Raw genomic sequence first — 23,477 nt, 5'->3', positions numbered from 1 at the left:
GACATCACGTCTGACGCCATCATGACGTCATGGATCTGATGCCGTATGTCGACGAACTCCGCCGCCAGTTGCTGGTGGCCGCCGAAGCCGGGGACGAGGACACCCGGGTCATCGCCGAGCGCCTCACGGCCGCCCTCGAACCGGCCGCGCGCCTGACCTTGCTGGACACGCTCTCCGCGGCAGCGGACGAGATCACGCGGGACCTCGCGCCCGGCTCGGTCGAGGTGCGGCTGCGCGGACGTCAGACCGACTTCATCGTGACGTCACCCGACTTCGACGACGTCACCGAGGGCGGGCCGACGGCACCGGCCCACGAGGGCGACGCCGGCGACGACCGGCGGGCGCTCGCCGCGCAGCTCCGGGCCGACGCCGAGGAGGGCGGCACGTCGCGGATCACCCTGCGGATGCCCGACCGCCTCAAGCCGCTCGTGGAGGAGGCGGCCCGCGCCGAGGGGCTGTCGGTCAACGCCTGGCTCGTGCGCGCCGTCGCGACCTCGCTCGACACGGGTCGGCGCAGGCCCGAGACCCGGGCGCGCCAGGTCGGCCGGGGCTACACCGGCTGGGTCCGCTGACCAGGGCCCCACCGGCCGACACCCGCCCGCTGCCACACGGCTTCCACCACACCACTTCCACCACACGTCTCCCACCAGCGGAGACGCCCGCCAACGCCACTCCCGGGAGACAGCCATGCCAACTTTCGACACCCCCGAGCCCATCACCGCCGACCTGACCGTGGTCGCCGGAAACCTCCAGATCACCGCCGGCGGCGGCACCGAGACCACCGTCGAGGTCCGTCCGCGCGCCGAACACAAGGACGTCGACGTCCGGGCCGCCGAGCAGGTCGAGGTCGACTTCGCCGGCGGGCGCCTCGAAGTCCGCGACCCGCAGCCCTCGGGGCTGGGCCGCGTGATCGGGCGCAAGGGCATGGTCGACATCACCGTCGAACTGCCCGCGGGCTCACGCGTCCGCGCCACCTGCGGCTTCGGCGGCATCCGCTGCGAGGGGCGCCTGGGCGCGGCCGAGATCTCCGTCCCCAACGGCAACATCACCGTCGACGCCGTCTCCGGCAACGCCGAGCTCACCACGGGCCACGGCTGGGTCCGGGCCGAGGAGATCGACGGCTCGGCCGTGGTCAAGTCCACCGGCGGAGCGCTCACCCTCGGCACGGTCGCCGGGGACCTGCGGGCCAACTCCGCGCACGGTGACGTCACCGCCGACCGCGTCGGGGGTTCCGTCACCGCCCGCACCACCCACGGCGGCATCCGGCTCGGCCAGGTGGAGGCCGGCAGCGTCGACGTGGAGACCTCCTACGGCGAGTTGGAGATCGGCGTCCGCGAGGGCACCGCCGCCTGGCTGGACGCGGTGTCCAAGAAGGGCGTCGTGCGCAGCGCCCTGGAGGCCTCCGACGCCCCCGCCCCCACCGAGCGGACCGTCGAGGTCCGGGCCCGCAGCGTCTGGGGCGACATCCTGGTCCGCCGCTCCTGACCGGACGCACCGCCGCACCGAGCACACCATCCCGAGACGAGGAACCATGAGCGAACCCGTCCACACCCTCACGACGATGCCGACGGAGCGCCGGCCCGGCTGTCCCTTCGACCCGCCGCCGGAGCTGGCGGACGCCCGCCGGCACAGCCCCATCAGCCGCTTCACCTTCGCGAACGGCAAGCCCGGCTGGGTGGTCACCGGCTACGACCTGGTCAGGTCGGTCCTGGCCGACACCCGGTTCAGCTCCCGCAAGGAGTTCATGCGCCACCACCCGACCATCGACTACGGGGACATCCAGGTCCCTCCGGCCCCGCCCGGGGAGTTCCTCCTCATGGACGAGCCGCAGCACGGCCGCTATCGGAAGCCGCTGGTGGGCAAGTTCACCGTGCGGCGGATGCGGCAGCTCGCCGAGCGCGTCGAGCGGATCACCGCGGACCGCCTGGACGCCATGGAGCAGGCCGGGCCGCCCACGGACCTGGTGACCGCGTTCGCCAAGCCCATCCCCGCCATCGTGATCTGCGAACTGCTCGGGGTGCCGTACGAGGACCGGGACTTCTTCCAGGACCGGATCGACACCTTCCTCGGCGGAGAGGTGAGCGACGAGGTCCTGACCGAGGCCTACACCGGTGTCCAGGCCTACCTCGCGGAGCTGGTGGCCGCCAAGCGCGCGAACCCCACCGACGACATCCTCAGCGACCTCACCGACGGCGACCTCACCGACGAGGAGCTGAAGGGCATGGCCCTGATCCTCCTCACGGCCGGCTTCGACACCACCGCGAACATGCTCGCGCTGGGCACCTTCGCGCTGCTGGAGAACCCGGCGCAACTCGCCGCCCTGCGCGCCGACCCCGGGCTCGTCGACGGCGCCGTGGAGGAACTGCTGCGGTACCTGAGCGTCGGCGCGAAGTTCTACAGAACGGCGTTGGAGGACGTCGAGCTGGGCGGCGTGACCATCGGGGCGGGGGATCCGATCGTCCTGTCGCTCAGCACCGCCAACCGCGACCCCGAGCACTTCCCCGAACCCGACGCGCTCGACCTCCGGCGGCGGAACGGCGGACACCTGGCCTTCAGCCACGGCATCCACCAGTGCCTGGGCCAGCAGCTGGCCCGGGTCGAGCTGCGGGTCGCCCTTCCCGCGCTGTTCGACCGCTTCCCCACCCTGCGCCTGGCTGTGCCCGCCGACGAGGTCGAGGTGCGCCCGGAGGCCGCCGACATCCACGGGGTGAAGAGCCTCCCCGTCACCTGGGACGTGTGACCGATGCGCATCGGTGTGGACCGGTCGCGCTGCATCGGCGCCGGAATGTGCGCGCTGACCGCTCCGGAGGTGTTCGACCAGGACACCGGGGACGGCAGGGTCCTGACGCTGGACGCCGCGCCGGAGGGCGCCGCGGCCGAGGCCGCCCGCCGCGCCGTCGGGCTCTGCCCGTCCGGCGCGCTCTCCGAAGTGCCGCCCACCAGAGAGAATCGAGACAGAACATGACACAGCCCACGCCCCCCATGGCCGTCACGGTCACCGGGCTGCGCAAGTCCTACGGCGACCACGTCGTCCTGGACGGCGTCGACCTGGAGATCCCCGCCGGAACGGTCTTCTCGCTGCTGGGACCCAACGGCGCCGGCAAGACCACCATCGTCAAGATCCTGTCCACGCTCATCGGTGCCGACTGCGGCCGGGCCCGGGTCCTGGGACACGACGTGGCCACCGAGCCCGACGCGGTGCGCGCCGCGATCGGCGTCACCGGCCAGTACTCCGCGGTGGACGGCCTGCTCACCGGGCGGGAGAACCTGATGCTCATGGCCAGGCTCAACCGCCTGGGCCGGGCCCGCGGGCGGAGCCGCGCCACCGAGCTCCTGGAGTACTTCGACCTGGCCGACGCCGCGAGGAAGCCCGCCTCCACCTACTCCGGGGGTATGCGCCGCCGGCTCGACCTGGCGATGACCCTGGTGGGCGAGCCCCGCCTGATCTTCCTCGACGAGCCGACCACCGGCCTGGACCCGCGCAGCCGCCGGGACATGTGGCAGATCGTCCGCGACCTCGTCGCGGACGGCGTCACGGTCTTCCTCACCACGCAGTACCTGGAGGAGGCCGACCAGCTCGCCGACCGGATCGCGGTGCTCGACCACGGCCGGATCGTGGCGCAGGGGACGGCCGCCGAGCTCAAGCGCCGGATCCCCGGCGGCCACGTGCGCCTGCGCTTCAACGAGGCCGACGAGCTGGAGTCGGCGGCCCGGGCGCTGGGCGGCGAGGCCGACACCGACGCCCTGGCCCTCCGGGTCCCCGGGGGAGGGGTCGCCTCGCTGCGCGACCTCCTGGACCGCCTCGACAGCGCCTCGATCACCCCCGAGGAGCTGTCGGTGGAGACCCCGGCCCTCGACGACGTCTTCCTCGCGCTCACGGGTCACCGCGGCGCCGACGACAACCGACAGAAGGTGAACCGATGACCGCCCTCACCCACGCGCTCGGCGACTCGGGCACGATGGTGGCCCGCCAGCTGCGCCACCTGCTGCGCTACCCGTCCATGACGGTGCTCCTGGCCGGCATGCCGATCCTCTTCCTCCTGCTGTTCGTGTACGTGTTCGGCGGAGCCATGGGCGCGGGAGCCGACGGCGCCGCCAACCGCGCCGCCTACCTCGACTACATCGCGCCCGGGATGATGCTCATCGCGGTGGCGAGCGCCTCCCAGGGCACGGCCATCTCGGTGGCCATGGACATGACCGAGGGCATCGTCGCCCGGTTCCGCACCATGGACATCGCCCGGGTGTCGGTCCTGACCGGGCACGTCGTCGGGAGCCTGGTCCAGTCGATGCTGAGCGTGGCCCTGGTGACCGCCGTGGCGCTGCTCATCGGCTTCCGCCCGACCGCGGGCCCGGCCGAGTGGCTGGGAGCCGTCGGACTGCTGGTGACGGTCTCGTTCGCCCTCACCTGGCTGACGGTGGCGCTGGGCCTGGTCGCCAAGACCGTGGAGTCCGCGAGCAACCTGCCCATGCCGCTGGTCTTCCTGCCGTTCCTGGGCAGCAGCTTCGTCCCGACCGAGACGCTGCCGACCGCGCTGCGGTGGTTCGCGGAGTACCAGCCCTTCACCCCGATCATCGAGACCCTGCGGGGGCTGCTGATGGGCACGGAGATCGGCGGCAGCGCGGCCGTCGCGGTCGCGTGGTGCGCGGGCATCGCCCTGCTGTCCTACCTGTGGGCCAGGAAGCTGTACGACCGCGACCCGGCGGCCTGAGCGCCCCGCCCGGTCGGCACCGCGGGAACCGCTCGGGCCGGGTGCCGCTCAGGAACGCCTCGGCGACCGCGGCGCCGTTGCCGAAGGACTCCGAGGCCGAGGGGGAGCCGTCGACCATGGCGCGGTCCACGTAGCGCAGGATCAGCGGGCTGGGCTGGAAAACACGAAAACTCCCAGGCCCTCGACCTGGGAGTCATGTGTGCTGAGTGTCCGAGGGGGGACTTGAACCCCCATGCCCTATACGGGCACTAGCACCTCAAGCTAGCGCGTCTACCTATTCCGCCACCCGGACAGGGTGTGTTCGGCGCTCCTCAGCGCCGGACAGGACAACCATAGCAAAACCCGGGACCTGTCCGAACCATGTTTTCCGCCAGGGGGTGACCATGGCAGGGTCGGGGGGACGAGTAGGGCAACGGTGCGGTGGGACGGGAGCGGCAGATGCCGGACACGGACAGCGGACTGAGCGCGGCGGAGGTCGAGGTCGTCGACCTGTGCAGGGAGCTCATCGAGATCGACACCTCCAACTACGGCGACCATTCCGGGCCGGGGGAGCGCAAGGCGGCGGAGTACGTCGCGGGCCGGCTCGACGAGGTGGGCGTCGAGTCGACCATCTACGAGAAGCACCCCGGGCGCAGCAACGTGGTGGCGCGGATCACCGGTGAGGACTCCAGCCGTCCGCCCCTGCTGATCCACGGCCACCTGGACGTCGTCCCGGCGGCGCCCGACGACTGGACCCACCACCCCTTCGCGGGCGAGCTCGCCGACGGGTGCGTGTGGGGCCGCGGCGCCGTCGACATGAAGAACATGAACGCCATGGTCCTGGCCATGCTGCGCCAGCGCCTGCGCGAGGGGCGCCGCCCCCCGCGCGACATCGTGCTGGCCTTCCTCGCCGACGAGGAGGCCGGCGGTACCTGGGGCGCCCAGTACCTGGTCGACGAGCACCCCGAGCTCTTCGCCGACTGCGACTCCGCGATCAGCGAGGTCGGCGGCTTCTCCTTCACCGTGGCGGAGAACCGGCGCCTCTACCTGGTGGAGACCGCGGAGAAGGGCATCGCCTGGATGAAGCTGACCGCGCGCGGCACCGCCGGGCACGGGTCGATGGTCAACACCGACAACGCGGTCACCGAACTGGCGGCCGCCGTGGCCAGGCTGGGCGAGCACGAGTTCCCGGTCCAGCTCACGCCGACCGTGCGGACCTTCCTGGAGGAGGTCTGCGAGGCGTTCGGGATCGAGTTCGACCCGCGCGACGTGGACGCCACGGTCGCCAGGCTCGGCCCGATCGCGCGGATGATCGGCGCCACCCTGCGCAACACCCTCAACCCCACGGTCCTGGGCGGCGGGTACAAGGCCAACGTCATCCCCGGCGAGGCCACCGCCCAGGTGGACGGCCGGTTCCTGCCCGGCACCGAGGACGAGTACTTCGCCGTGATCGACCGGCTGCTCGGCCCCAAGGTCGACCGCGAGTTCATCCACCACCTGCCCGCGGTGGAGACCCCCTTCGAGGGCGGCCTGGTCAGCGCGATGTCGGAGTCGCTGCTGGCCGAGGACCCCGGCGCCAAGGCGGTGCCGTACTGCCTGTCGGGCGGGACGGACGCCAAGAGCTTCTCCCGGCTGGGCGTGCGCAACTACGGCTTCGCCCCGCTCAAGCTCCCCCCGGAGCTGGACTTCGCGGGCATGTTCCACGGCGTCGACGAGCGCGTCCCCGTGGACGGCCTCCAGTTCGGCGTGCGCGTGCTGGACCGGTTCGTCGGCCTGAGCTGATCCCCCGCGGCCCGCGTCGGTGGACGCGGGCCGCGGCTCCGTGCCCGGAATGCGCCACCTGCGGCGGAGAAGTTCCCGGCACGTTTCCTGATCGCGTGCATGTTCACCCAGCGTGATGCTACGGTTGCTTTCAGTTCGACGATGTCGTGGTTCCGTTCGCGTCAGTGTGCGCCCGGATCCGGCCCCGGCGGACGATCCCGGGGCACGACCGCCCGGGACCGCGTAGCAGGAACGAGACGAGGGGGCATGCATGGTGCTCACGGGCCGGGGGTGGCTGGTTGTGACCAGTCGCGCTGCCTGTGGTGACCGTGTCGTCCTCGCCCGTCTGCTGCTCCTGTCCGGTCTCGTGGTCGTCGCCTGGCTGGCCGGAGGGTTCGGTGCCGCCCACGGCGGGACCGGGTCCGACTCGAACGGCCTCGTCGACAGCGTCCTCCAGACGGGCGACGCCGCCGAACGGACCGGGCAGTCGGCCGCGGAGGAGATCCGCACCGCCCGACTCGCCGACACCACGGCCGAGGCCGCCTCGGTGACCGGTACTCTGACCGGCGACGTCGTGCCGCAGGCCGCGTCGCTGCCCTCCACCGCCCTGCACGGGTCCGGCGTCACCTCGGCACTCGGGGAGACCTCCACCGGAACCGCCGCGAACCGGGTCGTCGCCGACGCGACCCGGACGGTCGACGGGACCGCGCGCGGCGCGGGGGACCTGGTCGACGGCATCACCCGCACCGGCCACGGGGTGGCCGGTGCCGCCGACGACTCCCTGCACGGGACCGGACTGGTCGACGGCGTGGCCGACGGCCTCGCCGACTCCGCCCGGGGCGTCAACGAGGGGATCGACGGCACCGCCAGGACCGCGGACGCCGTGGTCCCCGGCGACCTGCCGGTGCTCGGTTCCGACGACGGGGCCGCCACCGAGCCCGGGACCGTGCGTCCCGCCGAGCGGAACGTCCCGCGCTCCGAGGTGGAGCGGGTGACCCGGACCGCCCGGGCGGCGGCCGACGCCGCCGCGCGGACCGACCACGGCACCGCGGCCGAGCAGGCCGCGGAGCGGACGGCGGACGAGGCCGAGGACCTCGGCGAGCGCATCCGCCTCATCGGCGGCGGAGGCACGCACCACCACGGGCACACGGACGCCACGGGTACCGCCGCGCCGTCCTTCCCGCAGCCGGCCGCCGCCGGATTCCTCATGGCCCGCACGGCGCACCTGGCGCCGCAGGCCCAGCGCGTCGCCCTTCCCGGCGACCCCACCCTGGTGGTCCGCGACGCCGCGGACGACCCCACCTTCTCCCCCGACTAGTCGCGCTCCCGACCGCGGCCGGTCCCTTCGCGCTTCCACGCGCACTCGCCATGCCGGATTCCGGCTGGCACGTCCTCCACAGCCTTCGGCTCGGAGTCGCCGCCGCGGTCACCGTGAGTAGCCATCTGATCTCTCGTTGACCCAAGGACATGCCATGACGCACGCGACACAGGCCAGGATCACCGCCCTCGTGGCAGCGGGCCTGCTCACCATCACCGGGGCCGCAGCGGCCCACGCCGACACCACCACCAGCGGGAACGGATCGATCGGCGGCGGGAACCAGGTCGGCATCGACGCGGACGCGCCGGTCAACGCCTGCGGGAACTCCGCCGCGGTCCTCGGTGTCGCCGGAGCCGGCTGCACCGACGACGAGGCCACCGTCGAGGAGGCCTCCTCCACCGAGGGGCCGAGCGGCTACGACGGCTACACGCCGCCCGAGGAGGAGCCCTCCGAATCGCCCTCCGAATCGCCGTCCGAGGGTCCGTCCGAGGGCCCCTCGGAAGGTCCCTCGGAGAGCCCGTCGGAAAGCCCCTCCGAGAGCCCCTCGGAAGGCCCGTCCGAGGGTCCGTCGGAAGGCCCGTCCGAGGGTCCGTCGGAAGGCCCCTCCGAGGGCCCGTCCGAGCGTCCGTCCGAGGGTCCGCCGCAGCTGCCCCGTACCGGTGCCTCCGGCCTGGCCTCCTGGGTCGCCGCCGCGGCCGCCGCCGTCCTGGCCGGTACCGGACTGGTCGTCTTCGGCCTCCGCCGCCGCACCCGCCACTGATCGGCTTCCCGGGCCGTTCGCGGTCCGGGGGTTGACGCGAGTCCCGCAGCATCGGCCGAGGCCATGTCCGCGGGGTTCACGTCAGCCGCCGCTCAACCAGAGCGGAGCTGACCGACGGGACGCACGCGTCCGTCCGCAACCAGCGGGCTCGACGGAGAGGCGTTCACCAGCCCGGCGCACACGCACCGTCCAGGTGCGCGGACGTCCGGATGATCCCCGGCCTTGGCCGTAGGCCCGTGCCCCATCCAGGGGCATGGAACGGCTTGTGGCCCACGCACAGCAGCTTCTCATCACCACTCGTTCTCTCGAAAGGACTTCCCACATGGGTAAGTGGGCTAGGACCTCCGCCAAGTCCATGCTTCTGGCAGCGGGCTTCGTCGCGCTGGGCAGCGGCGTGGCCTTCGCCGACGGTGACGTCGCCACCTCCGGCAACGGCTCCGTCCTGGGCGGAAACCAGGTCGTCGCCGACGCCGACGTGCCGATCAACGTCTGCGGCAACTCCGTCTCCGCCCTGATCGGTATGTCCGGCGCCCAGTGCACCGGCTCCAGCGCGGCCGTGGTCGACCGCGGCGGCAACGACATCCACACCTCGGGCAACGGCTCGATCCTGGGCGGCAACCAGATCGTCGGCCACGCCGACGTGCCGGTCAACGTCACGGGCAACGCCGTCGGCGCGCTCGGCGGCGTGGCGGGTGCCGCCTCCACCGACGCCGACTCCGTCGTCGTGCACGACCACGCCCGCAACGGCCACCCGGACATCGCGACGTCCGGCAACGGCTCGCTGGGCGGCGGCAACCAGCTCGTCGGCGACGCCGACGTGCCGGTCAACATCTCCGGCAACGCGATCGGCGCCGTGGCCGGCGTGGCCGGCGCGGCCGCCACCGACTCCGACGCGATCGTGCACGAGAGCCACGGCCACCACCGCCACGGCGACCCGGACATCGCGACCTCGGGCAACGGCTCCATCCTGGGCGGCAACCAGGGCGTCCTGGACCTGGACGTCCCGGTCAACGTCGCGGGCAACGCGGTCGGCGCCGTCGGCGGGATGGCCGGTGCGGCCGCCACCGACTCCGACGCGATCGTCCACGAGGGCCACGGCCGCCACGGCCACCACGACCACGGCGGCAACGGCGGGGACAACGGCTACCGCGCCCACCAGTCCGGTGCCACCGACCTCGCCCCGGCCGACCTGGTCGGCGAGGTCGTCAGCGGCGTCCAGCCGCTGCCCGACACCTCCGGCGTCGACATGGGCGTGGCCCGCCAGTCCGCGCCCGCCGAGCGTCAGCACCAGTCCTGGGGCCAGCCGGACGTCGCCACCTCCGGCAACGGCTCGGTCCTGGGCGGCAACCAGGCCGTCGCCGACCTGGACGTCCCGGTCAACGTCACCGGCAACGCGGTCGGCGCCGTCGGCGGCGTGGCCGGCGCGGCCACCACCGACTCCGACGCGATCGTCCACGAGGACGACACCGACGTCGCCACCTCCGGCAACGGTTCCCTGGTCGGCGGCAACCAGCTCGTCGGCCACGCCGACGTGCCGGTCAACGTCGCGGGCAACGCCGTGGGCGCGGTCGGCGGCATCGCCGGTGCGAGCTCCACGGACAGCGACGCGGTTGTCGTGCACGACCGCGCGCCGGTCGAGCACCAGTCCGGCGCGCTCGACGCGGCTCCCGTCGTGAACGAGCTGCCCGAGGTGCCCGTCTCGGAGATGGTGCCCGTCGACTACACCCTGAGCGAGACCACCGCCCAGGCCGTCCAGGAGCACGCCCCGGAGCACGCCGACGAGCTGCCCGAGGCACCCAACCCCGTGGACGAGGTCCTCAGCCTCACGGGCGTCGGCCTGTAGGGGCCGAGATCAGGGGCACGGCCGAGGACGGCCGGCCGGGACCGAAGGGTAGAGGCGTCCCGTTCCGTTTGGAACGCGGTGGACTGCGGGTCGCCGAACACCTGGAGGGCACGGTCGCGGATCCGCGGACGGGTCCCGCACCGGCACCTCGGTGCCGCGGACACGGGTGAGGTGAGTCGCCTTCGCGCTTCCGTTCCGTTTGGAACGCGGTGGACTGCGGAAGCGTGGGGGTGACGACCACCAGCTCAGGACGAGAGTCGAGTCCTCCCGGGAATAACCGGGAGGACTCGCCGCATTCTGGGAGGCATGGACACCCGGCCAAGGGAAGTGTGATGTAACTCACCCTGACGACGTGTTCCAGGTGCTCGTCGGAGCCCTCGACCCATGAGGGGAGACTGTTGCCACGGACGGACACGTGCGATACGGGACGGTAGCGGTACGCCGAGCGCCTATTCTGCGGATGCCGGTGGAAACGAGCCCCGGCCGACCGCGGGGAGGACCCTCCATACGCGGAGCGGCCACGCGGGCCCATCGACGGGGGAGTGCCTGGAATTCGGTTACTGTCGGTTTCCACGGGAACCGACAGACCACGGCCGAAGAGATCACGTAAGGCTAGACGTAGGGGAAGAGCGTGCCACCCACGAAGGGCAGCGCCGGCAAGAACGGCTCGAAGGACAGCGGACGCCAAGGGGCGGGCAACGCCCTCGTCATCGTCGAGTCGCCCGCCAAGGCGAAGACCATCGCCGGATACCTGGGCCGCGGCTACGTCGTGGAGTCCAGCATCGGCCACATCCGCGACATGCCCGCCAAGGCCGCCGAGATCCCCGCCAAGTACAAGGGACAGCCCTGGGCGCGGCTCGGCGTGGACGTCGACGGGAACTTCGAGCCCCTCTACGTCGTCAACCCCGACAAGAAGTCGCACGTCAAGAAGCTCAAGGAGCTCATGGCGGACGCCGACGAACTCCTCCTCGCCACAGATGAGGACCGCGAGGGCGAGGCGATCGCCTGGCACCTGCTCGAAGAGCTCAAGCCCAGGATCCCCGTCAAGCGCATGGTGTTCAACGAGATCACCAAGGACGCCATCCAGCGCGCCGCACGCAACACCCGCGACCTCAACACCCGCCTGGTCAGCGCGCAGGAGACCCGCCGCATCCTGGACCGCCTCTACGGCTACGAGGTCTCCCCGGTGCTGTGGAAGAAGGTCATGCCGAAGCTGTCGGCGGGCCGCGTGCAGTCCGTGGCCACCCGCCTGGTGGTCGAGCGCGAACGCGAGCGGATGGCCTTCACCTCCGCGGAGTACTGGGACCTCAAGGCGGTCTTCGACGCCACCGAGGCCGGTGTGCCGGAGGGTCCCGCGACCTTCCCCGCCACCCTGGTCTCCGTGGACGGCAAGCGCATCGCCGTGGGCCGGGACTTCACCCCGCAGGGCACGCTGCGCGCGGACCGCGACGTCCGCCAGCTGGACGAGGCCGCCGCCCGCGGCCTGGCCGAGCGCCTGTCCGGAACCGGGTTCTCGGTGCGCTCGGTCGAGCGCAAGCCCTACCGCCGCTCGCCCTACGCGCCGTTCCGCACCACGACCCTGCAGCAGGAGGCCTCGCGCAAGCTGGGCCTGTCCGCCAAGCAGGCCATGCAGGTCGCCCAGCGCCTCTACGAGAACGGCTACATCACCTACATGCGTACCGACAGCACCACGCTGTCGGACAGCGCGGTCAACGCCGCGCGCAACCAGGTCCGGCGCCTGTACGGCGGCGACTACCTCCCCGCCAAGCCCCGCGTCTACGCCAGCAAGGTGAAGAACGCGCAGGAGGCGCACGAGGCGATCCGCCCGGCGGGCGAGGAGTTCCGCACGCCCGCCGAGACCGGACTGTCCGGCCCCGAGTTCCGGCTCTACGAGCTCATCTGGAAGCGCACCGTCGCCTCCCAGATGAAGGACGCGGTCGGCGAGTCCGTCACGGTGCGCATCGAGGGCGCCTCCTCGGGCGGCGAGGTCGCCGAGTTCAGCGCGACCGGCAAGATCATCACCTTCCACGGGTTCCTCAAGGCCTACGTGGAGGGCTCCGACGACCCGGCGGCCGACCTGGACGACCGCGAGCGGCGGCTGCCGCCGATGTCGGAGGGCGACCCGCTCAAGGCGCAGGCCCTGGAGGCCGAGGGCCACAGCACCCGGCCGCCGGCGCGCTACACCGAGGCAAGCCTGGTCAAGGAGCTGGAGGAGCGGGAGATCGGCCGGCCCTCCACCTACGCCGCCATCATCGGCACCATCCAGGACCGCGGCTACGTGTTCAAGAAGGGCACGGCGCTCGTGCCGTCCTTCCTGGCCTTCGCCGTCGTGCAACTGCTGGAGCGCCACTTCGGCAACCTGGTGGACTACGCGTTCACCGCCCGGCTGGAGGACGTGCTCGACGCCATCGCCCGCGGCGAGGCCGAGAGCCTGCCGTGGCTGCGCCGGTTCTACTTCGGCGGCGAGGACGCGCAGGGCGGGCACGAGACCGGTCTCAAGGAGCTGGTGGGCGACCACCTCTCCGAGATCGACCCCAAGGAGGTCAGCTCCCTGCCGCTGCCCGGGACCGACATCGTGCTGCGGGTGGGGCGCTACGGCCCCTACCTGGACCGCGACGGCGTCCGGGTCAACGTGCCGGAGGACCTGGCCCCGGACGAACTGACCGAGGAGAAGGCCGAGGAGCTGTTCGCGCAGCCCAGCGGCGACCGCGAGCTCGGCGTCGACCCCGAGACGGGGCGCGCGATCGTGGCCAAGTCCGGGCGCTTCGGCCCCTACGTCACCGAGGTCATCGAGGACCCGGCGGAGGCGGAGGGCGAGGCCAAGCCCAAGAGCCGGGCCAAGGCCAAGGAGAAGCCGCGGACCAGCTCCCTGCTCAAGTCGATGTCCCTGGACACGGTCACCCTGGAGGACGCGCTGCGGCTGCTGTCCCTGCCCAGGGTCGTGGGCCAGCTGGACGGCGAGGACGTCACGGCGCAGAACGGCCGCTACGGCCCGTACCTGAAGAAGGGCACGGACAGCCGCTCCCTGGAGACCGAGGAACAGATGTTCACGGTCACCCTGGAAGAGGCGCAGGCGATCTTCGCCCAGCCCAAGCAGCGCGGACGCCGCGCGGCGGCCCCGCCCCTGCGCGAGCTGGGCAAGGACCCCGAGTCCGGCGCCACGATGGTGATCAAGGACGGCCGGTTCGGCCCCTACGTCACCGACGGAGAGGTCAACGCGTCGCTGCGCAAGGGTGACGAGGTCGACGGGATCACCGACGAGCGGGCGGCGGAGCTGCTGGCCGAGCGGCGGGCCAAGGCCCCGGCGAAGAAGAAGGCGCCGGCCAAGAAGGCGCCCGCCAAGAAGCCCGCGGCCAAGAAGACCACGGCCGCGAAGAAGACCACGACCACCACGGCCAAGAAGACGACGACGCGCAAGTCCACCGCCGCGGCCAAGACCGGGGTGCCGCGGACCAGCGCCAAGAAGGACTCGGGCGCCCAGTAGACGGGGCCTTCGCGCCTTCCGGTGCGCTCCCTCGTTCCTCGGGAGCGCACCTCCAGGCCCTCCAGGACCCGTCGGCGCCCTCGCTGTATCTTTTTGGGCCTCCGCTCGTTCCTCGCTTTGGCCCGGATAGACCCCCTGGGGTCAGGGCAGGTGGGGCGACCTGCCGCTGAACCCCCTGGGGAGACGGCGAGCAGGATCGCTCGGGTTCCCGCCTCCGTGGTCCGCGAGCGGGGCCGCTTTGGCCAGGGGCGCGGGAAGATCACACTTCGTGGCAGGCCTCTCCTCCTCTGTTCCGAGGGGAACTTCCGTACTACTGTGTGTGTGAGAGTTGGGGGCACCGATACGTGTGTGGCCCCTGGTCACTCCTCTCGAATCCTGCGGTGGGCCGTGAGCCCGTCCATCCCTATCCCCCACATCGATAATCTTGAGCGCTATGAGCAGATCTGCACCCCTGGGAGCGCCGGACGAGGCGCGCAACGTCCTCGCGATCACACCCTTCAGAAGGCTGTGGATCTCGCTTACCCTGTCCAGTCTTGGTGACTGGCTGAGCCTCTTGGCCCTGATGTCCCTGGCGGCGATCTTCACCGCCGACTCCGCCACGCTGGTCCGGTACCTCGCGGTCAGCGGCGTCGTGGTGATCAAGCTCGCCCCGTCGATCGTGCTGAGCCCGCTGGTCGCGGCGCTCGCCGACCGTCTCGACCGGCGCTGGACGATGGTCGCCGGCGACGTGCTGCGCGCCCTGCTGTACGTCTCCATCCCCCTCGTCGGACTCCTCTTCCCCGGCTTCGCGCTGGAGTGGCTGCTCATCGCGGCCTTCCTCGCCGAGGTCGTCGAACTCTTCTGGACCCCGGCCAAGGACGCCGCCGTCCCGACGCTGGTCCCGCGCAGGCTCCAGCGGGAGGCCGGTCGGCTGTGCCTGCTGGTCTCCTACGGCACCGCCCCCGTCGCCGCGCTGCTCTTCGCCGCGCTGGCCTCGGTCGGCAACCTGCTCGGCGCGCTGGTGCCGTCCCTGGCCAGCCCCGAGGCGGACGTCGCGCTCTACCTCAACGGCCTGATGTTCCTCGTCGCCGCGATCGTGGTCGCGGGGCTGCCGATTCCCAAGCACAAGCCCGCCAAGGGCGGCGCCGGCACCAGGGACGCGGACCTCCTGCGGTCAATGTGGACCGGCCGGCGCGCCGCCGGCGCCTCGCCGCTCGGGCGCGGCCTGGTGCTGGGCATGCTCGTCGCGCTGGCCGCCGGCGGCACCGTCGTCGGTGTCGGCCGCCTGCACGTCGAGGGCCTGGGCGCGGGCAACGCCGGCTTCGGCGTCGTCTTCGCCGCCGTGTTCGCCGGCATGGCCCTGGGGATGCTCGCCGGCCCCCGCGTGCTCAAGAAGTTCAGCCGCCGGCGCCTGTTCGGCGTGAGTGTGGCCGTGGCCGGGCTGGCCCTGCTCTTCTCCGGCGCCGTCGCCGACATGGTGCTCACCGCCGTCCTCACGACCCTGCTGGGCGTGGGCGCGGGGGTCGCCTGGGGCCTCGGCACGGCCCTGCTCGGCGAGGAGGCCGGGGACGAGGACCGCGACCGCGCCCTGGCGTTCCTGCACGGTTGCGCGCGCGTCGTCCTGGTGGCCGCCGCCGCGGTCGCCGCTCTGGCCGCCGGGTTCATCGGCGACTACGCCCTCCCCGTGGGCCCCCTCACCTACGACCTGCGCGGCAGCGGGGTCGTCCTGATGGCGGTCGGACTGATCGCCGTCGTCGTGGCCTGGGTCAGCTACCGCCAGGTCAACCGCGACGACCCCGAGGCCGGTCCCGGCCTGGTGCCCGAGCTGGTCGCCGCCCTGCGCGGGGTGGACCTCACCGAGGACCAGGAGGAGGAGCCCGAGCACCCCGGCGCCTTCATCGTCCTGGAGGGCGGCGAGGGCGCGGGCAAGTCCACCCAGGTCCGTGAGCTCACCGTGTGGCTGCGCGAGCAGGGGTTCGAGGTCGTCGGCACCCGGCAGCCGGGTGCGACCAAGCTCGGCATGCGCCTGCGCGGGCTGCTGCTGGACCGGGAGAACTCGCACATCACCCCCCGCGCCGAGGTGCTGCTGTACGCGGCCGACAAGGCGGACCACGTCGAGCAGGAGATCCTGCCCGCGCTCCGGCGCGGCGCCGTGGTCATCAGCGACCGGTACGTCGACTCGCTCCTGGCCTACCAGGGCGCGGGACGCGACCTCGCGCCGGACGAGATCCGCGGGATCAGCGACTGGGCCACCCAGGACCTCGTCCCGGACCTGACGGTCCTGTTGGACGTGAGCCCCGAGGCGGGACTGTCCCGCCTGGGCGGACCGGCCGACCGCATCGAGTCGGAGTCGCTGGAGTTCCACGACCGCGTCCGCAAGAGCTTCCTGGCGCTCGCGAAGCGGGACCCGGAGCGCTACCTGGTCGTGGACGCGTCCGAGCCGCAGGGAAGGATCTCCAAGGAGATCCGGCGCCGGGTGCGCTCCCTGCTGCCCGACCCGGTCGACGCCGGATCCGAGGCCGTGACCGGGATGATCCCCGTCATCAAGAGCGACTGACGGCGGCGCCGCCGGTCACGACAGGACGCGGTAGCGCAGGTGGGTGACCCCGGGGGCGGACACCACGCGCTCCTGCTCGAACGCGGGGCCGGTGACGCCGTCGAACAGCCGCGTGCCGGAGCCCAGGAGCAGCGGGACCAGGGCCAGGTCCAACCGGTGCACCAGCCCGGCGGCCAAGCAGCTCCGGACGGTGGCGGCTCCCCCGGCGACCAGGACGTCCTGGTCGCCGGCCGCACGGCGCGCCCGCTCCACGGCCGCGGCCGGGCCCTCCGTCACGAAGTGGAAGGTCGTGCCGCCCGCCATCTCCAGGGGCTCCCTGGGGTGGTGGGTCACCACGAACACCGGGGCGTGGAAGGGCGGCTCCTCGCCCCACCAGCCCGTCCACGGGTTCTGCTCGTCCCACGCTCCGGGGCCGCCCCCGAACATGTTCCGGCCCATCACCACGGCGCCGACGTCGGACTGGACCTCGGTGACCACGGGTGTGGAGGCGTTCACCTCGCCGCCCTCCATCCCGTGCGGTTCCCGCCAGGCCGCCAGTTCGACCACCCAGTCGTGCAGGCGCTCGCCGCCCGCCCCGAGCGGCTGCTCGGGGCTCTGGTCCGGTCCGGCGGTGTACCCGTCCAGGGAGACGGAGATGTGGGCCCTCGTCATGCTCATGCGTGCTCCTCGGCGCCTGGTGGATGGCAGTACCGTACGCCGGGGAGACCGCCGGGGCACGGTGACCCGCGCCGGTCGCCCCGGATCGCCGCGGGTCCGTCGAGGCCGACGCCGTCCGCGGGGGAGCGGCCTGTGGAAAACGGTCCGGGCGTCGGTGGGGGCTCCTATCCTGGGACCAGACATTCCATGTGGACCGGGGGGCGAGCTTGACGGTCTTCGACGACCTGATCGGCCAGCGGGCCGCGGTCGGCCGACTCGAACGGGCCGTGGCCGGAGCGGGCGACCTCGTCGCCGGCGGGCCGGGCACGGGTATGACGCACGCCTGGCTGTTCACCGGGCCGCCCGGGTCGGGCCGGTCCGAGGCCGCGCGCGCCTTCGCCGCCGCGCTCCAGTGCCCCGACGGCGGGTGCGGCCACTGCGCCTCCTGCCACCAGGTGCTCACCGGGACCCACCCCGACGTGCTGTACGTCCGGCCCAGCGGCCTGAGCTACGGCGTGGCCGCCACCCGCGACCTGGTGCTGAAGGCCGGTTCCAAGCCGTCCGGCGGGCGGTTCCGGATCGTCCTGTTCGAGGACGCCGACCGCGCCACCGAGGCCGCCTCCAACGCGCTGCTCAAGGCCGTGGAGGAGCCCTCGCCGCGCACGGTGTGGCTGCTGTGCACCCCCACGCCCGACGACCTGCTCATCACCATCCGCTCCCGCTGCCGCATGGTGACCCTGGCCACACCCCCCACCTCGGAACTCGTCGCCGCCCTCGTCCAGCGCGACGGCGTGGACCCCGACACCGCCCGGTCCGCCGCGCGCGCCGCCGCGGGCCGCATCGACCGCGCCCGACAGCTCGCCACCGACCCCGAGGCCCGGCGCCGCCGCGAGGAGGTGCTCTCGATCCCGGTGCGGCTGGACGGCACGGGCGCCTGCGTCGTCGCCGCGGCCCGGCTCTACGAGATCGCGGAGGAGGACTCCAAGACCCTCACCGCCGCGCTCGACGAGCAGGAGAGGAGCGAGATGCGGGCGGCCTTCGGCGAGGGGTCCACCGGCAAGGGCGTCGCCAAGGCGATCCGGGGGTCGGCGGGCGCCATGAAGGACCTGGAGGAGCGGCAGAAGCGCCGTGCCACGCGCATCAAACGGGACTCCTACGACCGCGCCCTGCTCGATCTGGCGGCGTTCTACCGCGACGTCCTCGCACTCCAGCTCGGCGCCCAGGTGGAACTGTCCACGGCCGAGCGCTCCGGCGACCTGGAGCGTGTGGCCCGCGCCGGCACACCCGAGTCCACGCTCCGCCGGATCGACGCCATCATGGAGTGCCGGACGCGCATCGGCGCCAACGTGCACCCCCAGATCGCCATGGAGGCGATGACCTCCGCACTGCTGGCCGGCTGACGCGCCCGGGCGCGCCACGCGTAGTGGGCCAGGTGCCGGGCGGGTGCGCCCGGGCTCCAGGGTGTCGCGGCACCGACACGGACACGCCGACCACCGTCGGCGGCAACGAGAGGGCGGACAGGCGTGGCGACGAGGGTACGTGGACCGGTGGCGCTCGGGATCGCGGGCGCGGTGCTGCTGGCCTCCGGCTGTACGGGCGGCGGCGGTACCGGTGGCGGGGCCGCGCCGACGGAGGAGTCCGGACCCCTCACGGAGTTCACCTCCCAGGAGCTGGCCTGGGGCGACTGCGAGGAGGGCGGCTCCGAGGTCGAGTGCGCCGTGTACGAGGTGCCCATGGACTACGGGGACCTCGACGGCGAGCGGATCGAGATCGCGGTCAAGCGGCTGCCCGCCGCGGGGAACGACCCCCTCGGCTCCCTGCTCATCAACCCGGGCGGACCCGGCGGATCGGGCTACGACTACGTGGACCACGCCGCCTTCGGTATCAGCGAGGACGTACGGGAGCGCTTCGACGTGGTCGGCTTCGACCCGCGCGGCGTGGGCCGCAGCTCGCCGCTGACCTGCCTGGACGCGGAGGAGATCGACGACTTCCTCGGTGTGGAGGTCACCGATGGCCCCGGGGACGACGTGGAGGACGCGGCGGAGATCGTCCAGAGCAGCCAGGAGTTCGTCAAGGCCTGCGAGACCAACGCGCCCGACCTCATGCGCCACATGGGCACCGCCGACGTCGCCCGCGACATGGACGTGCTGCGCGCCCTGGTCGGCGACGAGCGGCTGACCTACCTGGGCGCGTCCTACGGCACGCACATCGGCGCCCAGTACGCCGACCAGTTCCCCGAGCGGGTGCGTGCCCTGGTCCTGGACGGGGCGGTCGACCCCAGCCAGGAACAGCTCGACATGAGCGTGGAACAGGCCACCGGGTTCGAGACCGCGCTGCGCGCCTTCGTGGCGGACTGCGTCACCCGCTCCGACTGCCCGCTGGGCGGACCGGGGACCAGCGTCGACGAGGGTGTGGCCGCTCTCGACGCGTTCCTGGACGAGGCCACGGAGCGGCCGCTGGCCAACTCCGCCGACGACCGCGAGGTCAATGGGGCCCGCGCCGAGCTGGGCGTGCTCGCCGCGCTGTACACGGAGAGCTGGTGGCCACGGGTGCGCGAGGCCCTCACCGCCGCGATCGAGGACGGCGACGGCACGGGCCTGGTCCTGCTCGGCGACGACCTCTACGGGCGCGCCGACACCGAGGAGTACGAGAACTCCACCGCCGCGCTCATCGCGGTGAACTGCTCGGACTCCGCCAGCCCGCGCGAGGTCGAGGAGTACGCGGAGGCCGCCGAGGAGGCGGGCGAGGAGTCGCCGATCTTCGGGCCGATGCTCGCCTGGGGCGCCCTGCCGTGCGCGTACTGGCCGGAGGAGGCCGTGGCCGACGGCGGCGAGCTGACCGCGGCCGGCGCCGACCCGATCATGGTGGTGGGCACCACCCGCGACTCCGCGACCCCCTACGCGTGGGCGGAGGCGCTCGCCGAGCAGCTGGAGCCCGGATTCCTGGTCACCCGGGACGGCGACGGCCACACGGGCTACCGGATGGGCGACGCGTGCGTGGACGCGATGGTGGACGCCTACCTCATCGACCTCGCGGTTCCCGAGGACGGCATGGCCTGCGCCTGACGCCGCGGCGGAAAAGGTGGACGCGGCACTCCGGTGGAGGCGCTAGACTGGTGACCGCTTCGCAGCGTTCGCGCGCGGCGCGGCGCCGCCTTAGCTCAGTCGGCAGAGCGATTCACTCGTAATGAATAGGTCATCGGTTCGATTCCGATAGGCGGCTCCAGTGAAAACGCCACCCCAGACCGGGGTGGCGTTTCGCGTTGGTGACCAATTGGGTGACCAACGCCTACTCGGCGAACAGGTTGCCCATGACGTCGGCCCCTTCGGTGACGAGGCCTACGCCCTGTCCCGGAAGTTCGGCGGCGGTGACCCCGTCCAGCCGCGAGGAACTCCGGACCCTGCTGCCGGAGGACGTCGTGCTGGGGTGACGGGCGCGCAGCCGGGGTAGGTGCGCGGTATGAGCCTGTTGTTCATGTTGCTCGCGCTGGTGGGGTGCCTGCTGGTGCTCGGGGGCGGTTCCTATGCCCTGCGCCGCGTCATCGCGTACCTGGGGTCGCGGTCCGACGCGGTGTGGGAGGACTCCGGTTCCCCGGCGGCGGTGGCCGACGCGGACCGGGAACAGGTGGGCGGCTACGTTCCCGCCCCGCGGGCGGAGGTCGAGGGGTCGGAGCACGGGGAGCTGGCGCCGTCGGTGCGTACCCGCGCGGCCAACCTGGTCGCCCTGGGGCGGACCGAGGAGGCGGTGCGCCTGGTCCGGGAGCGGGCGGGCGCCGACGAAGAGCGCGCCCGGCGGATCGTCGGAGCCCTGGGGCGGAGCGCCGACCCGGGGCCGGCCCTGGAGTCCTGACCGGCCCGGGGCGCGGTCAGACGGCGCTCTGCCGGCTCTGGATCCAGCCCCACACCACGGTCGCCAGGAACAGGACGGCACCGATGACGCCGAGCCAGAGCAGCCCCTTCACGATGAGGCCGATGATCGTCAGGGCCAGCCAGACCGCGAGCAGGATCAGGATGAGGTAGACCATGGTCGCCTCCTGGGACGGGTGAGCGGGTCCACGTAGGGGCCTACCCGCCCCCGGCCCCGCGCACCCCCGACTTCCCGGGCCCCGGGTCAAAGCGAAGAGGACTGCGCCGGAGGCGTCCGAGCTACGGCCAGGTGCCGTCCACCACGGTCCCGTGGCCGGGCTTGGTCCGGTCGAGCCACTCCTGGCGGCCGCGGGCGAAGCCCAGGGCCCACTCGACCTGGCGCTGGTGGAGTTCCGCCAGACCGAGGGAGGCGACGTCCGCGTGGCGTGCGCCGATCTCCTCGGCCACGGCGAGCGCGGCGACGGCGTCGGCGGTCGCGGTGTGGGCGTCGGTCAGGTCCACGCCGTAGAACTCGCTCATGGCGCCCAGGTTGCGCTTGCCGCGGCGGTAGGGGTCCACCCCGCGATCGATCACCAGCGGGTCCACCACGGGCCCCACGGCGCCGCCGAGGCGGTCCGTGAGGGAGGGCAGGCCGTGTCGGGCGAGCTCGGCGGCGAGCACGCCGAGGTCGTAGGGCGCGTTGAAGACCACGAGCCCCTGTCCGGCGCCGAGCTGGTCCACGAGCGCCTGGGCGATCTCGTCCAGGCACTCCGTCGCCGGCCGGCCCTCGGCCCGCGCCCGTTCCGTGGTGATGCCGTGGATGGCGACCGCGTCCGCGGGGATCTCGCGGGGGCCGGGGTCGACCAGCCACGTCCGGCTCTTGCCCTCGCGGTCCACCAGGGCCGCCGAGACGAGGAAGGCGGTGGCCGGGTCACGGTCGGAGGTCTCGGAGTCGAATCCGAGCAGCGGGGTGGTGTGCCAGCCCAGGTGGTCGCCGCGGGCGGGCGGGGTGGGACGCGGCTCGTGTTCGGCGCAGTACGTGCGCCATCGGCCGCCCTCCTTGACGACGACCCCGTCTCCGGTGCTGACGGAGTCCGAGCAGGTGGTGCAGGTCCCGGGATAGCGGTTGCGCATGGGGTCCCCTCCGACGGAACGACCGGTGATCGAGCAACATCGTAGAGCGCGACGGTGACAGTCGGTGCGTGAACGGTCGAGGTCACAGCCGAGGTGACAGGAGTGTGCATTGGGGGCCTAGTGGGGAAGAGAAGGGACATGAGTCTGGAAGAGGCATCACGTCAACTGGAAGCAGCCGTCCACGACGCACGCGTCTCCTTCGACTGCATCCTTCTGGAGGAGCTCGATCGGGCGCACACGAACGCCATCACGGCGCGTGCGGCGGTGGACGCCGCGGAGCAGGCGATCAGAGTGGAAATGGAGAGACGCGCCGCCGAGGAGGGGGACGCCTCGGTCGGCAAGGGTCCGGGGGAACCGACGGATTAGTCCGGGTTCGGTTCGAACAGACTTTCGATCAGCGGGTATGCTGGAGGCATGCCCGATCAGTCGCTGACGCCGGACTGGCCCGCGAGTGTGCACCCGCCCGGGTCGGACTCCTTCGAACAGACGGCCCTGGTGTGGCTGTTCGACCACGTGCCGGCCGACTACCGGCTGCACGGCGTCCTGCGCCGCCACCCCGTCGCCCTCTCCCGGCTGGCCCGCCAGTACGTCTCCGCCGCACTGGAAGCCGCCCGGGAGGGGTACCGCACGGCCCGGGTGGACCTGCGCGACCACCTGCCCGCGCACGCCCTCGACCAGGTGATGAACGCCTATCTCGCCGAGGGGAAGCGCACCGCCGCGGTCCTGCGCTCCATCGAGGCCGTCGACGCCGAACTCCGGGCGGTGTCCGAACGGGGCGACGATGAGTGAGGCGCGCGGCTCAGGCGCTCACCCGGACCACCACGGCGACCGCGTCGCCGGTGTTGACCAGGTAGTGGCGTCCGGTGCCGGTGCCGCCCACCACGCGGGTGCGTCCGGGCGCGAGTTCGGACGCGGAGCGCATGCGGCCGTCGGCGCCCGACGAGATCAGGTGCGCGCGCCCGCCCACCAGGTGCAGGACCTCCAGCCCGCGCGACCGGTCCGGTCGCGGCGAGGGCTCGGGGACGAAGCTGTTGGGTTCGAGTGCCACCACGGTCACCCGCAGGCGACCGGTGGCGCGGCGCCGGGCGGCGCGGGGCGCGGGCTGCCAGCGGCCGCGGCGGGACGGCCACAGCGTGGGGCGGTCCAGCGCGTCGGCGGCGCCGCGGGCCGCGGCCACCAGGCGCCCGATCGTCGGAAGCCGGAGCTCCCGCAGGTGGGCGTAGCCGGAACGGCGTCCGGCGTCCACCACGTCGCCGATCCCTTCGAGGGTCACGGCCGGGCGCGGAGCGGCAGGGGCCGGAACCGAGGCCTCCCGTTCGAGCGTGGAGGTCCCCTCTCCTCGCGAAGCGCCGGGGGGCGATGGCGGGAGACGGGTGGGGACAATGGTGGGCGCGGAGAGAGCCTGCTGGGGCATCGTGAGAGGATCCTTCACGTGCGCGCGTACGATCGACGCGCGGATGTCGTCTGTGGGG

General features: G+C 72.7%; 21 protein-coding genes and 2 tRNA genes. 18 read left to right on the top strand and 5 right to left on the bottom strand.

Translation table 11 applies throughout. The features are described 5' to 3' along the window. Positions 1–29 precede the first annotated feature (29 nt). The 6 genes from HNR10_RS12480 (at position 30) to HNR10_RS12455 (ending at position 4,709) form a co-directional block, all read left to right on the top strand. Complete coding sequence (locus HNR10_RS12480; RefSeq protein WP_312889227.1) at positions 30–572, top strand: histidine kinase; 543 nt, start codon at positions 30–32, stop codon at positions 570–572. Positions 573–687: 115 nt separating this feature from the next. Next, on the top strand, positions 688–1,485 hold the full coding sequence (locus tag HNR10_RS12475; RefSeq protein ID WP_179823314.1) for a DUF4097 family beta strand repeat-containing protein: 798 nt from the start codon (positions 688–690) through the stop codon (positions 1,483–1,485). 46 nt (positions 1,486–1,531) lie between these two features. Next, positions 1,532–2,740, top strand: coding sequence for a cytochrome P450 (locus tag HNR10_RS12470; RefSeq protein WP_179823313.1), 1,209 nt, complete (start codon positions 1,532–1,534; stop codon positions 2,738–2,740). Positions 2,741–2,743: 3 nt separating this feature from the next. After that, entirely contained in the window at positions 2,744–2,965 is a 222-nt protein-coding gene (locus HNR10_RS12465; RefSeq protein WP_179823312.1) for a ferredoxin, read from the top strand. Next, complete coding sequence (locus HNR10_RS12460; RefSeq protein WP_179823311.1) at positions 2,962–3,924, top strand: ATP-binding cassette domain-containing protein; 963 nt, start codon at positions 2,962–2,964, stop codon at positions 3,922–3,924. The genes HNR10_RS12465 and HNR10_RS12460 overlap by 4 nt, the downstream gene beginning before the upstream one ends. Further along, positions 3,921–4,709 (top strand): ABC transporter permease, encoded by a 789-nt coding sequence (locus HNR10_RS12455; protein ID WP_179823310.1) that lies wholly within the window; start codon positions 3,921–3,923, stop codon positions 4,707–4,709. The genes HNR10_RS12460 and HNR10_RS12455 overlap by 4 nt, the downstream gene beginning before the upstream one ends. A gap of 207 nt (positions 4,710–4,916) precedes the next feature. Here the strand turns inward: HNR10_RS12455 and HNR10_RS12450 are convergent. Then, positions 4,917–5,001: transfer RNA gene (locus HNR10_RS12450), tRNA-Leu, on the bottom strand. Positions 5,002–5,147: 146 nt separating this feature from the next. On the opposite strand from HNR10_RS12450, the gene HNR10_RS12445 reads away from it, so the two are divergent. From HNR10_RS12445 to tmk, 6 genes are all read left to right on the top strand, one after another. Next, positions 5,148–6,470, top strand: coding sequence for a M20/M25/M40 family metallo-hydrolase (locus HNR10_RS12445; RefSeq protein WP_179823309.1), 1,323 nt, complete (start codon positions 5,148–5,150; stop codon positions 6,468–6,470). Positions 6,471–6,750: 280 nt separating this feature from the next. After that, complete coding sequence (locus HNR10_RS12440; protein ID WP_312889226.1) at positions 6,751–7,767, top strand: hypothetical protein; 1,017 nt, start codon at positions 6,751–6,753, stop codon at positions 7,765–7,767. A gap of 154 nt (positions 7,768–7,921) precedes the next feature. After that, positions 7,922–8,527, top strand: coding sequence for a chaplin family protein (locus HNR10_RS12435; protein WP_179823306.1), 606 nt, complete (start codon positions 7,922–7,924; stop codon positions 8,525–8,527). Positions 8,528–9,047: 520 nt separating this feature from the next. Further along, positions 9,048–10,370 carry a hypothetical protein gene (locus HNR10_RS12430; RefSeq protein WP_449410464.1) on the top strand — a complete coding sequence of 441 codons (1,323 nt, stop codon included), beginning with the start codon at positions 9,048–9,050 and terminating at the stop codon, positions 10,368–10,370. A gap of 631 nt (positions 10,371–11,001) precedes the next feature. Then, a complete protein-coding gene (topA, locus tag HNR10_RS12425; RefSeq protein WP_179823302.1) occupies positions 11,002–13,854 on the top strand; it encodes a type I DNA topoisomerase in 2,853 nt (950 codons plus the stop codon). A 433-nt stretch (positions 13,855–14,287) separates the two neighbouring features. Further along, positions 14,288–16,390: a dTMP kinase gene (gene tmk, locus HNR10_RS12420; RefSeq protein ID WP_179823300.1), complete on the top strand. Its 2,103-nt coding sequence runs from the start codon at positions 14,288–14,290 to the stop codon at positions 16,388–16,390. Positions 16,391–16,405: 15 nt separating this feature from the next. On the opposite strand, the gene HNR10_RS12415 is transcribed toward tmk, so the two are convergent. Further along, a complete protein-coding gene (locus HNR10_RS12415) occupies positions 16,406–17,047 on the bottom strand; it encodes a dihydrofolate reductase family protein (RefSeq protein ID WP_179823298.1) in 642 nt (213 codons plus the stop codon). A 206-nt stretch (positions 17,048–17,253) separates the two neighbouring features. Between HNR10_RS12415 and HNR10_RS12410 the strand changes: the two genes are divergently transcribed. The 4 genes from HNR10_RS12410 (at position 17,254) to HNR10_RS12395 (ending at position 20,875) form a co-directional block, all read left to right on the top strand. Next, positions 17,254–18,426: a DNA polymerase III subunit delta' gene (locus HNR10_RS12410; protein ID WP_179823296.1), complete on the top strand. Its 1,173-nt coding sequence runs from the start codon at positions 17,254–17,256 to the stop codon at positions 18,424–18,426. Between the two features lie 147 nt (positions 18,427–18,573). Then, a complete protein-coding gene (locus HNR10_RS12405) occupies positions 18,574–20,091 on the top strand; it encodes an alpha/beta hydrolase (RefSeq protein WP_179823295.1) in 1,518 nt (505 codons plus the stop codon). Positions 20,092–20,175: 84 nt separating this feature from the next. After that, positions 20,176–20,251, top strand: a tRNA-Thr gene (locus HNR10_RS12400). Positions 20,252–20,485: 234 nt separating this feature from the next. After that, entirely contained in the window at positions 20,486–20,875 is a 390-nt protein-coding gene (locus HNR10_RS12395) for a hypothetical protein (RefSeq protein WP_179823293.1), read from the top strand. Positions 20,876–20,891: 16 nt separating this feature from the next. On the opposite strand, the gene HNR10_RS12390 is transcribed toward HNR10_RS12395, so the two are convergent. Both HNR10_RS12390 and HNR10_RS12385 read right to left on the bottom strand, forming a co-directional pair. Further along, complete coding sequence (locus HNR10_RS12390; protein ID WP_179823291.1) at positions 20,892–21,050, bottom strand: hypothetical protein; 159 nt, start codon at positions 21,048–21,050, stop codon at positions 20,892–20,894. Between the two features lie 121 nt (positions 21,051–21,171). Further along, positions 21,172–22,005, bottom strand: a complete 834-nt coding sequence (locus tag HNR10_RS12385) for an exonuclease domain-containing protein (RefSeq protein ID WP_179823288.1) — start codon at positions 22,003–22,005, stop codon at positions 21,172–21,174. A gap of 138 nt (positions 22,006–22,143) precedes the next feature. Here HNR10_RS12385 and HNR10_RS12380 point away from each other — a divergent pair, with 138 nt between their 5' ends. After that, a complete protein-coding gene (locus HNR10_RS12380) occupies positions 22,144–22,371 on the top strand; it encodes a hypothetical protein (protein ID WP_179823286.1) in 228 nt (75 codons plus the stop codon). Between the two features lie 48 nt (positions 22,372–22,419). Then, complete coding sequence (locus HNR10_RS12375) at positions 22,420–22,794, top strand: hypothetical protein (RefSeq protein WP_179823284.1); 375 nt, start codon at positions 22,420–22,422, stop codon at positions 22,792–22,794. Positions 22,795–22,804: 10 nt separating this feature from the next. On the opposite strand, the gene HNR10_RS12370 is transcribed toward HNR10_RS12375, so the two are convergent. Beyond that, positions 22,805–23,278 (bottom strand): hypothetical protein, encoded by a 474-nt coding sequence (locus HNR10_RS12370; RefSeq protein ID WP_179823282.1) that lies wholly within the window; start codon positions 23,276–23,278, stop codon positions 22,805–22,807. Between the last annotated feature and the right edge of the window lie 199 nt (positions 23,279–23,477).

The organism is Nocardiopsis aegyptia, assembly GCF_013410755.1.
GTDB lineage: Bacteria > Actinomycetota > Actinomycetes > Streptosporangiales > Streptosporangiaceae > Nocardiopsis > Nocardiopsis aegyptia.
Note: the sequence above shows the minus strand (reverse complement) of the source record. Positions and strands in the feature narration are given on the sequence as shown.

Bases quoted from the DNA above. Each gene is read 5' to 3' on its own strand.
- HNR10_RS12480 (WP_312889227.1), top strand. From the start codon at position 30: ATGGATCTGATGCCGTATGTCGACGAACTCCGCCGCCAGTTGCTGGTG.
- HNR10_RS12475 (WP_179823314.1), top strand. From the start codon at position 688: ATGCCAACTTTCGACACCCCCGAGCCCATCACCGCCGACCTGACCGTG.
- HNR10_RS12470 (WP_179823313.1), top strand. From the start codon at position 1,532: ATGAGCGAACCCGTCCACACCCTCACGACGATGCCGACGGAGCGCCGG.
- HNR10_RS12465 (WP_179823312.1), top strand. From the start codon at position 2,744: ATGCGCATCGGTGTGGACCGGTCGCGCTGCATCGGCGCCGGAATGTGC.
- HNR10_RS12460 (WP_179823311.1), top strand. From the start codon at position 2,962: ATGACACAGCCCACGCCCCCCATGGCCGTCACGGTCACCGGGCTGCGC.
- HNR10_RS12455 (WP_179823310.1), top strand. From the start codon at position 3,921: ATGACCGCCCTCACCCACGCGCTCGGCGACTCGGGCACGATGGTGGCC.
- HNR10_RS12445 (WP_179823309.1), top strand. From the start codon at position 5,148: ATGCCGGACACGGACAGCGGACTGAGCGCGGCGGAGGTCGAGGTCGTC.
- HNR10_RS12435 (WP_179823306.1), top strand. From the start codon at position 7,922: ATGACGCACGCGACACAGGCCAGGATCACCGCCCTCGTGGCAGCGGGC.
- HNR10_RS12430 (WP_449410464.1), top strand. From the start codon at position 9,048: ATGTCCGGCGCCCAGTGCACCGGCTCCAGCGCGGCCGTGGTCGACCGC.
- tmk (WP_179823300.1), top strand. From the start codon at position 14,288: ATGAGCAGATCTGCACCCCTGGGAGCGCCGGACGAGGCGCGCAACGTC.
- HNR10_RS12415 (WP_179823298.1), bottom strand. From the start codon at position 17,047: ATGAGCATGACGAGGGCCCACATCTCCGTCTCCCTGGACGGGTACACC.
- HNR10_RS12395 (WP_179823293.1), top strand. From the start codon at position 20,486: ATGAGCCTGTTGTTCATGTTGCTCGCGCTGGTGGGGTGCCTGCTGGTG.
- HNR10_RS12390 (WP_179823291.1), bottom strand. From the start codon at position 21,050: ATGGTCTACCTCATCCTGATCCTGCTCGCGGTCTGGCTGGCCCTGACG.
- HNR10_RS12385 (WP_179823288.1), bottom strand. From the start codon at position 22,005: ATGCGCAACCGCTATCCCGGGACCTGCACCACCTGCTCGGACTCCGTC.
- HNR10_RS12380 (WP_179823286.1), top strand. From the start codon at position 22,144: ATGAGTCTGGAAGAGGCATCACGTCAACTGGAAGCAGCCGTCCACGAC.
- HNR10_RS12375 (WP_179823284.1), top strand. From the start codon at position 22,420: ATGCCCGATCAGTCGCTGACGCCGGACTGGCCCGCGAGTGTGCACCCG.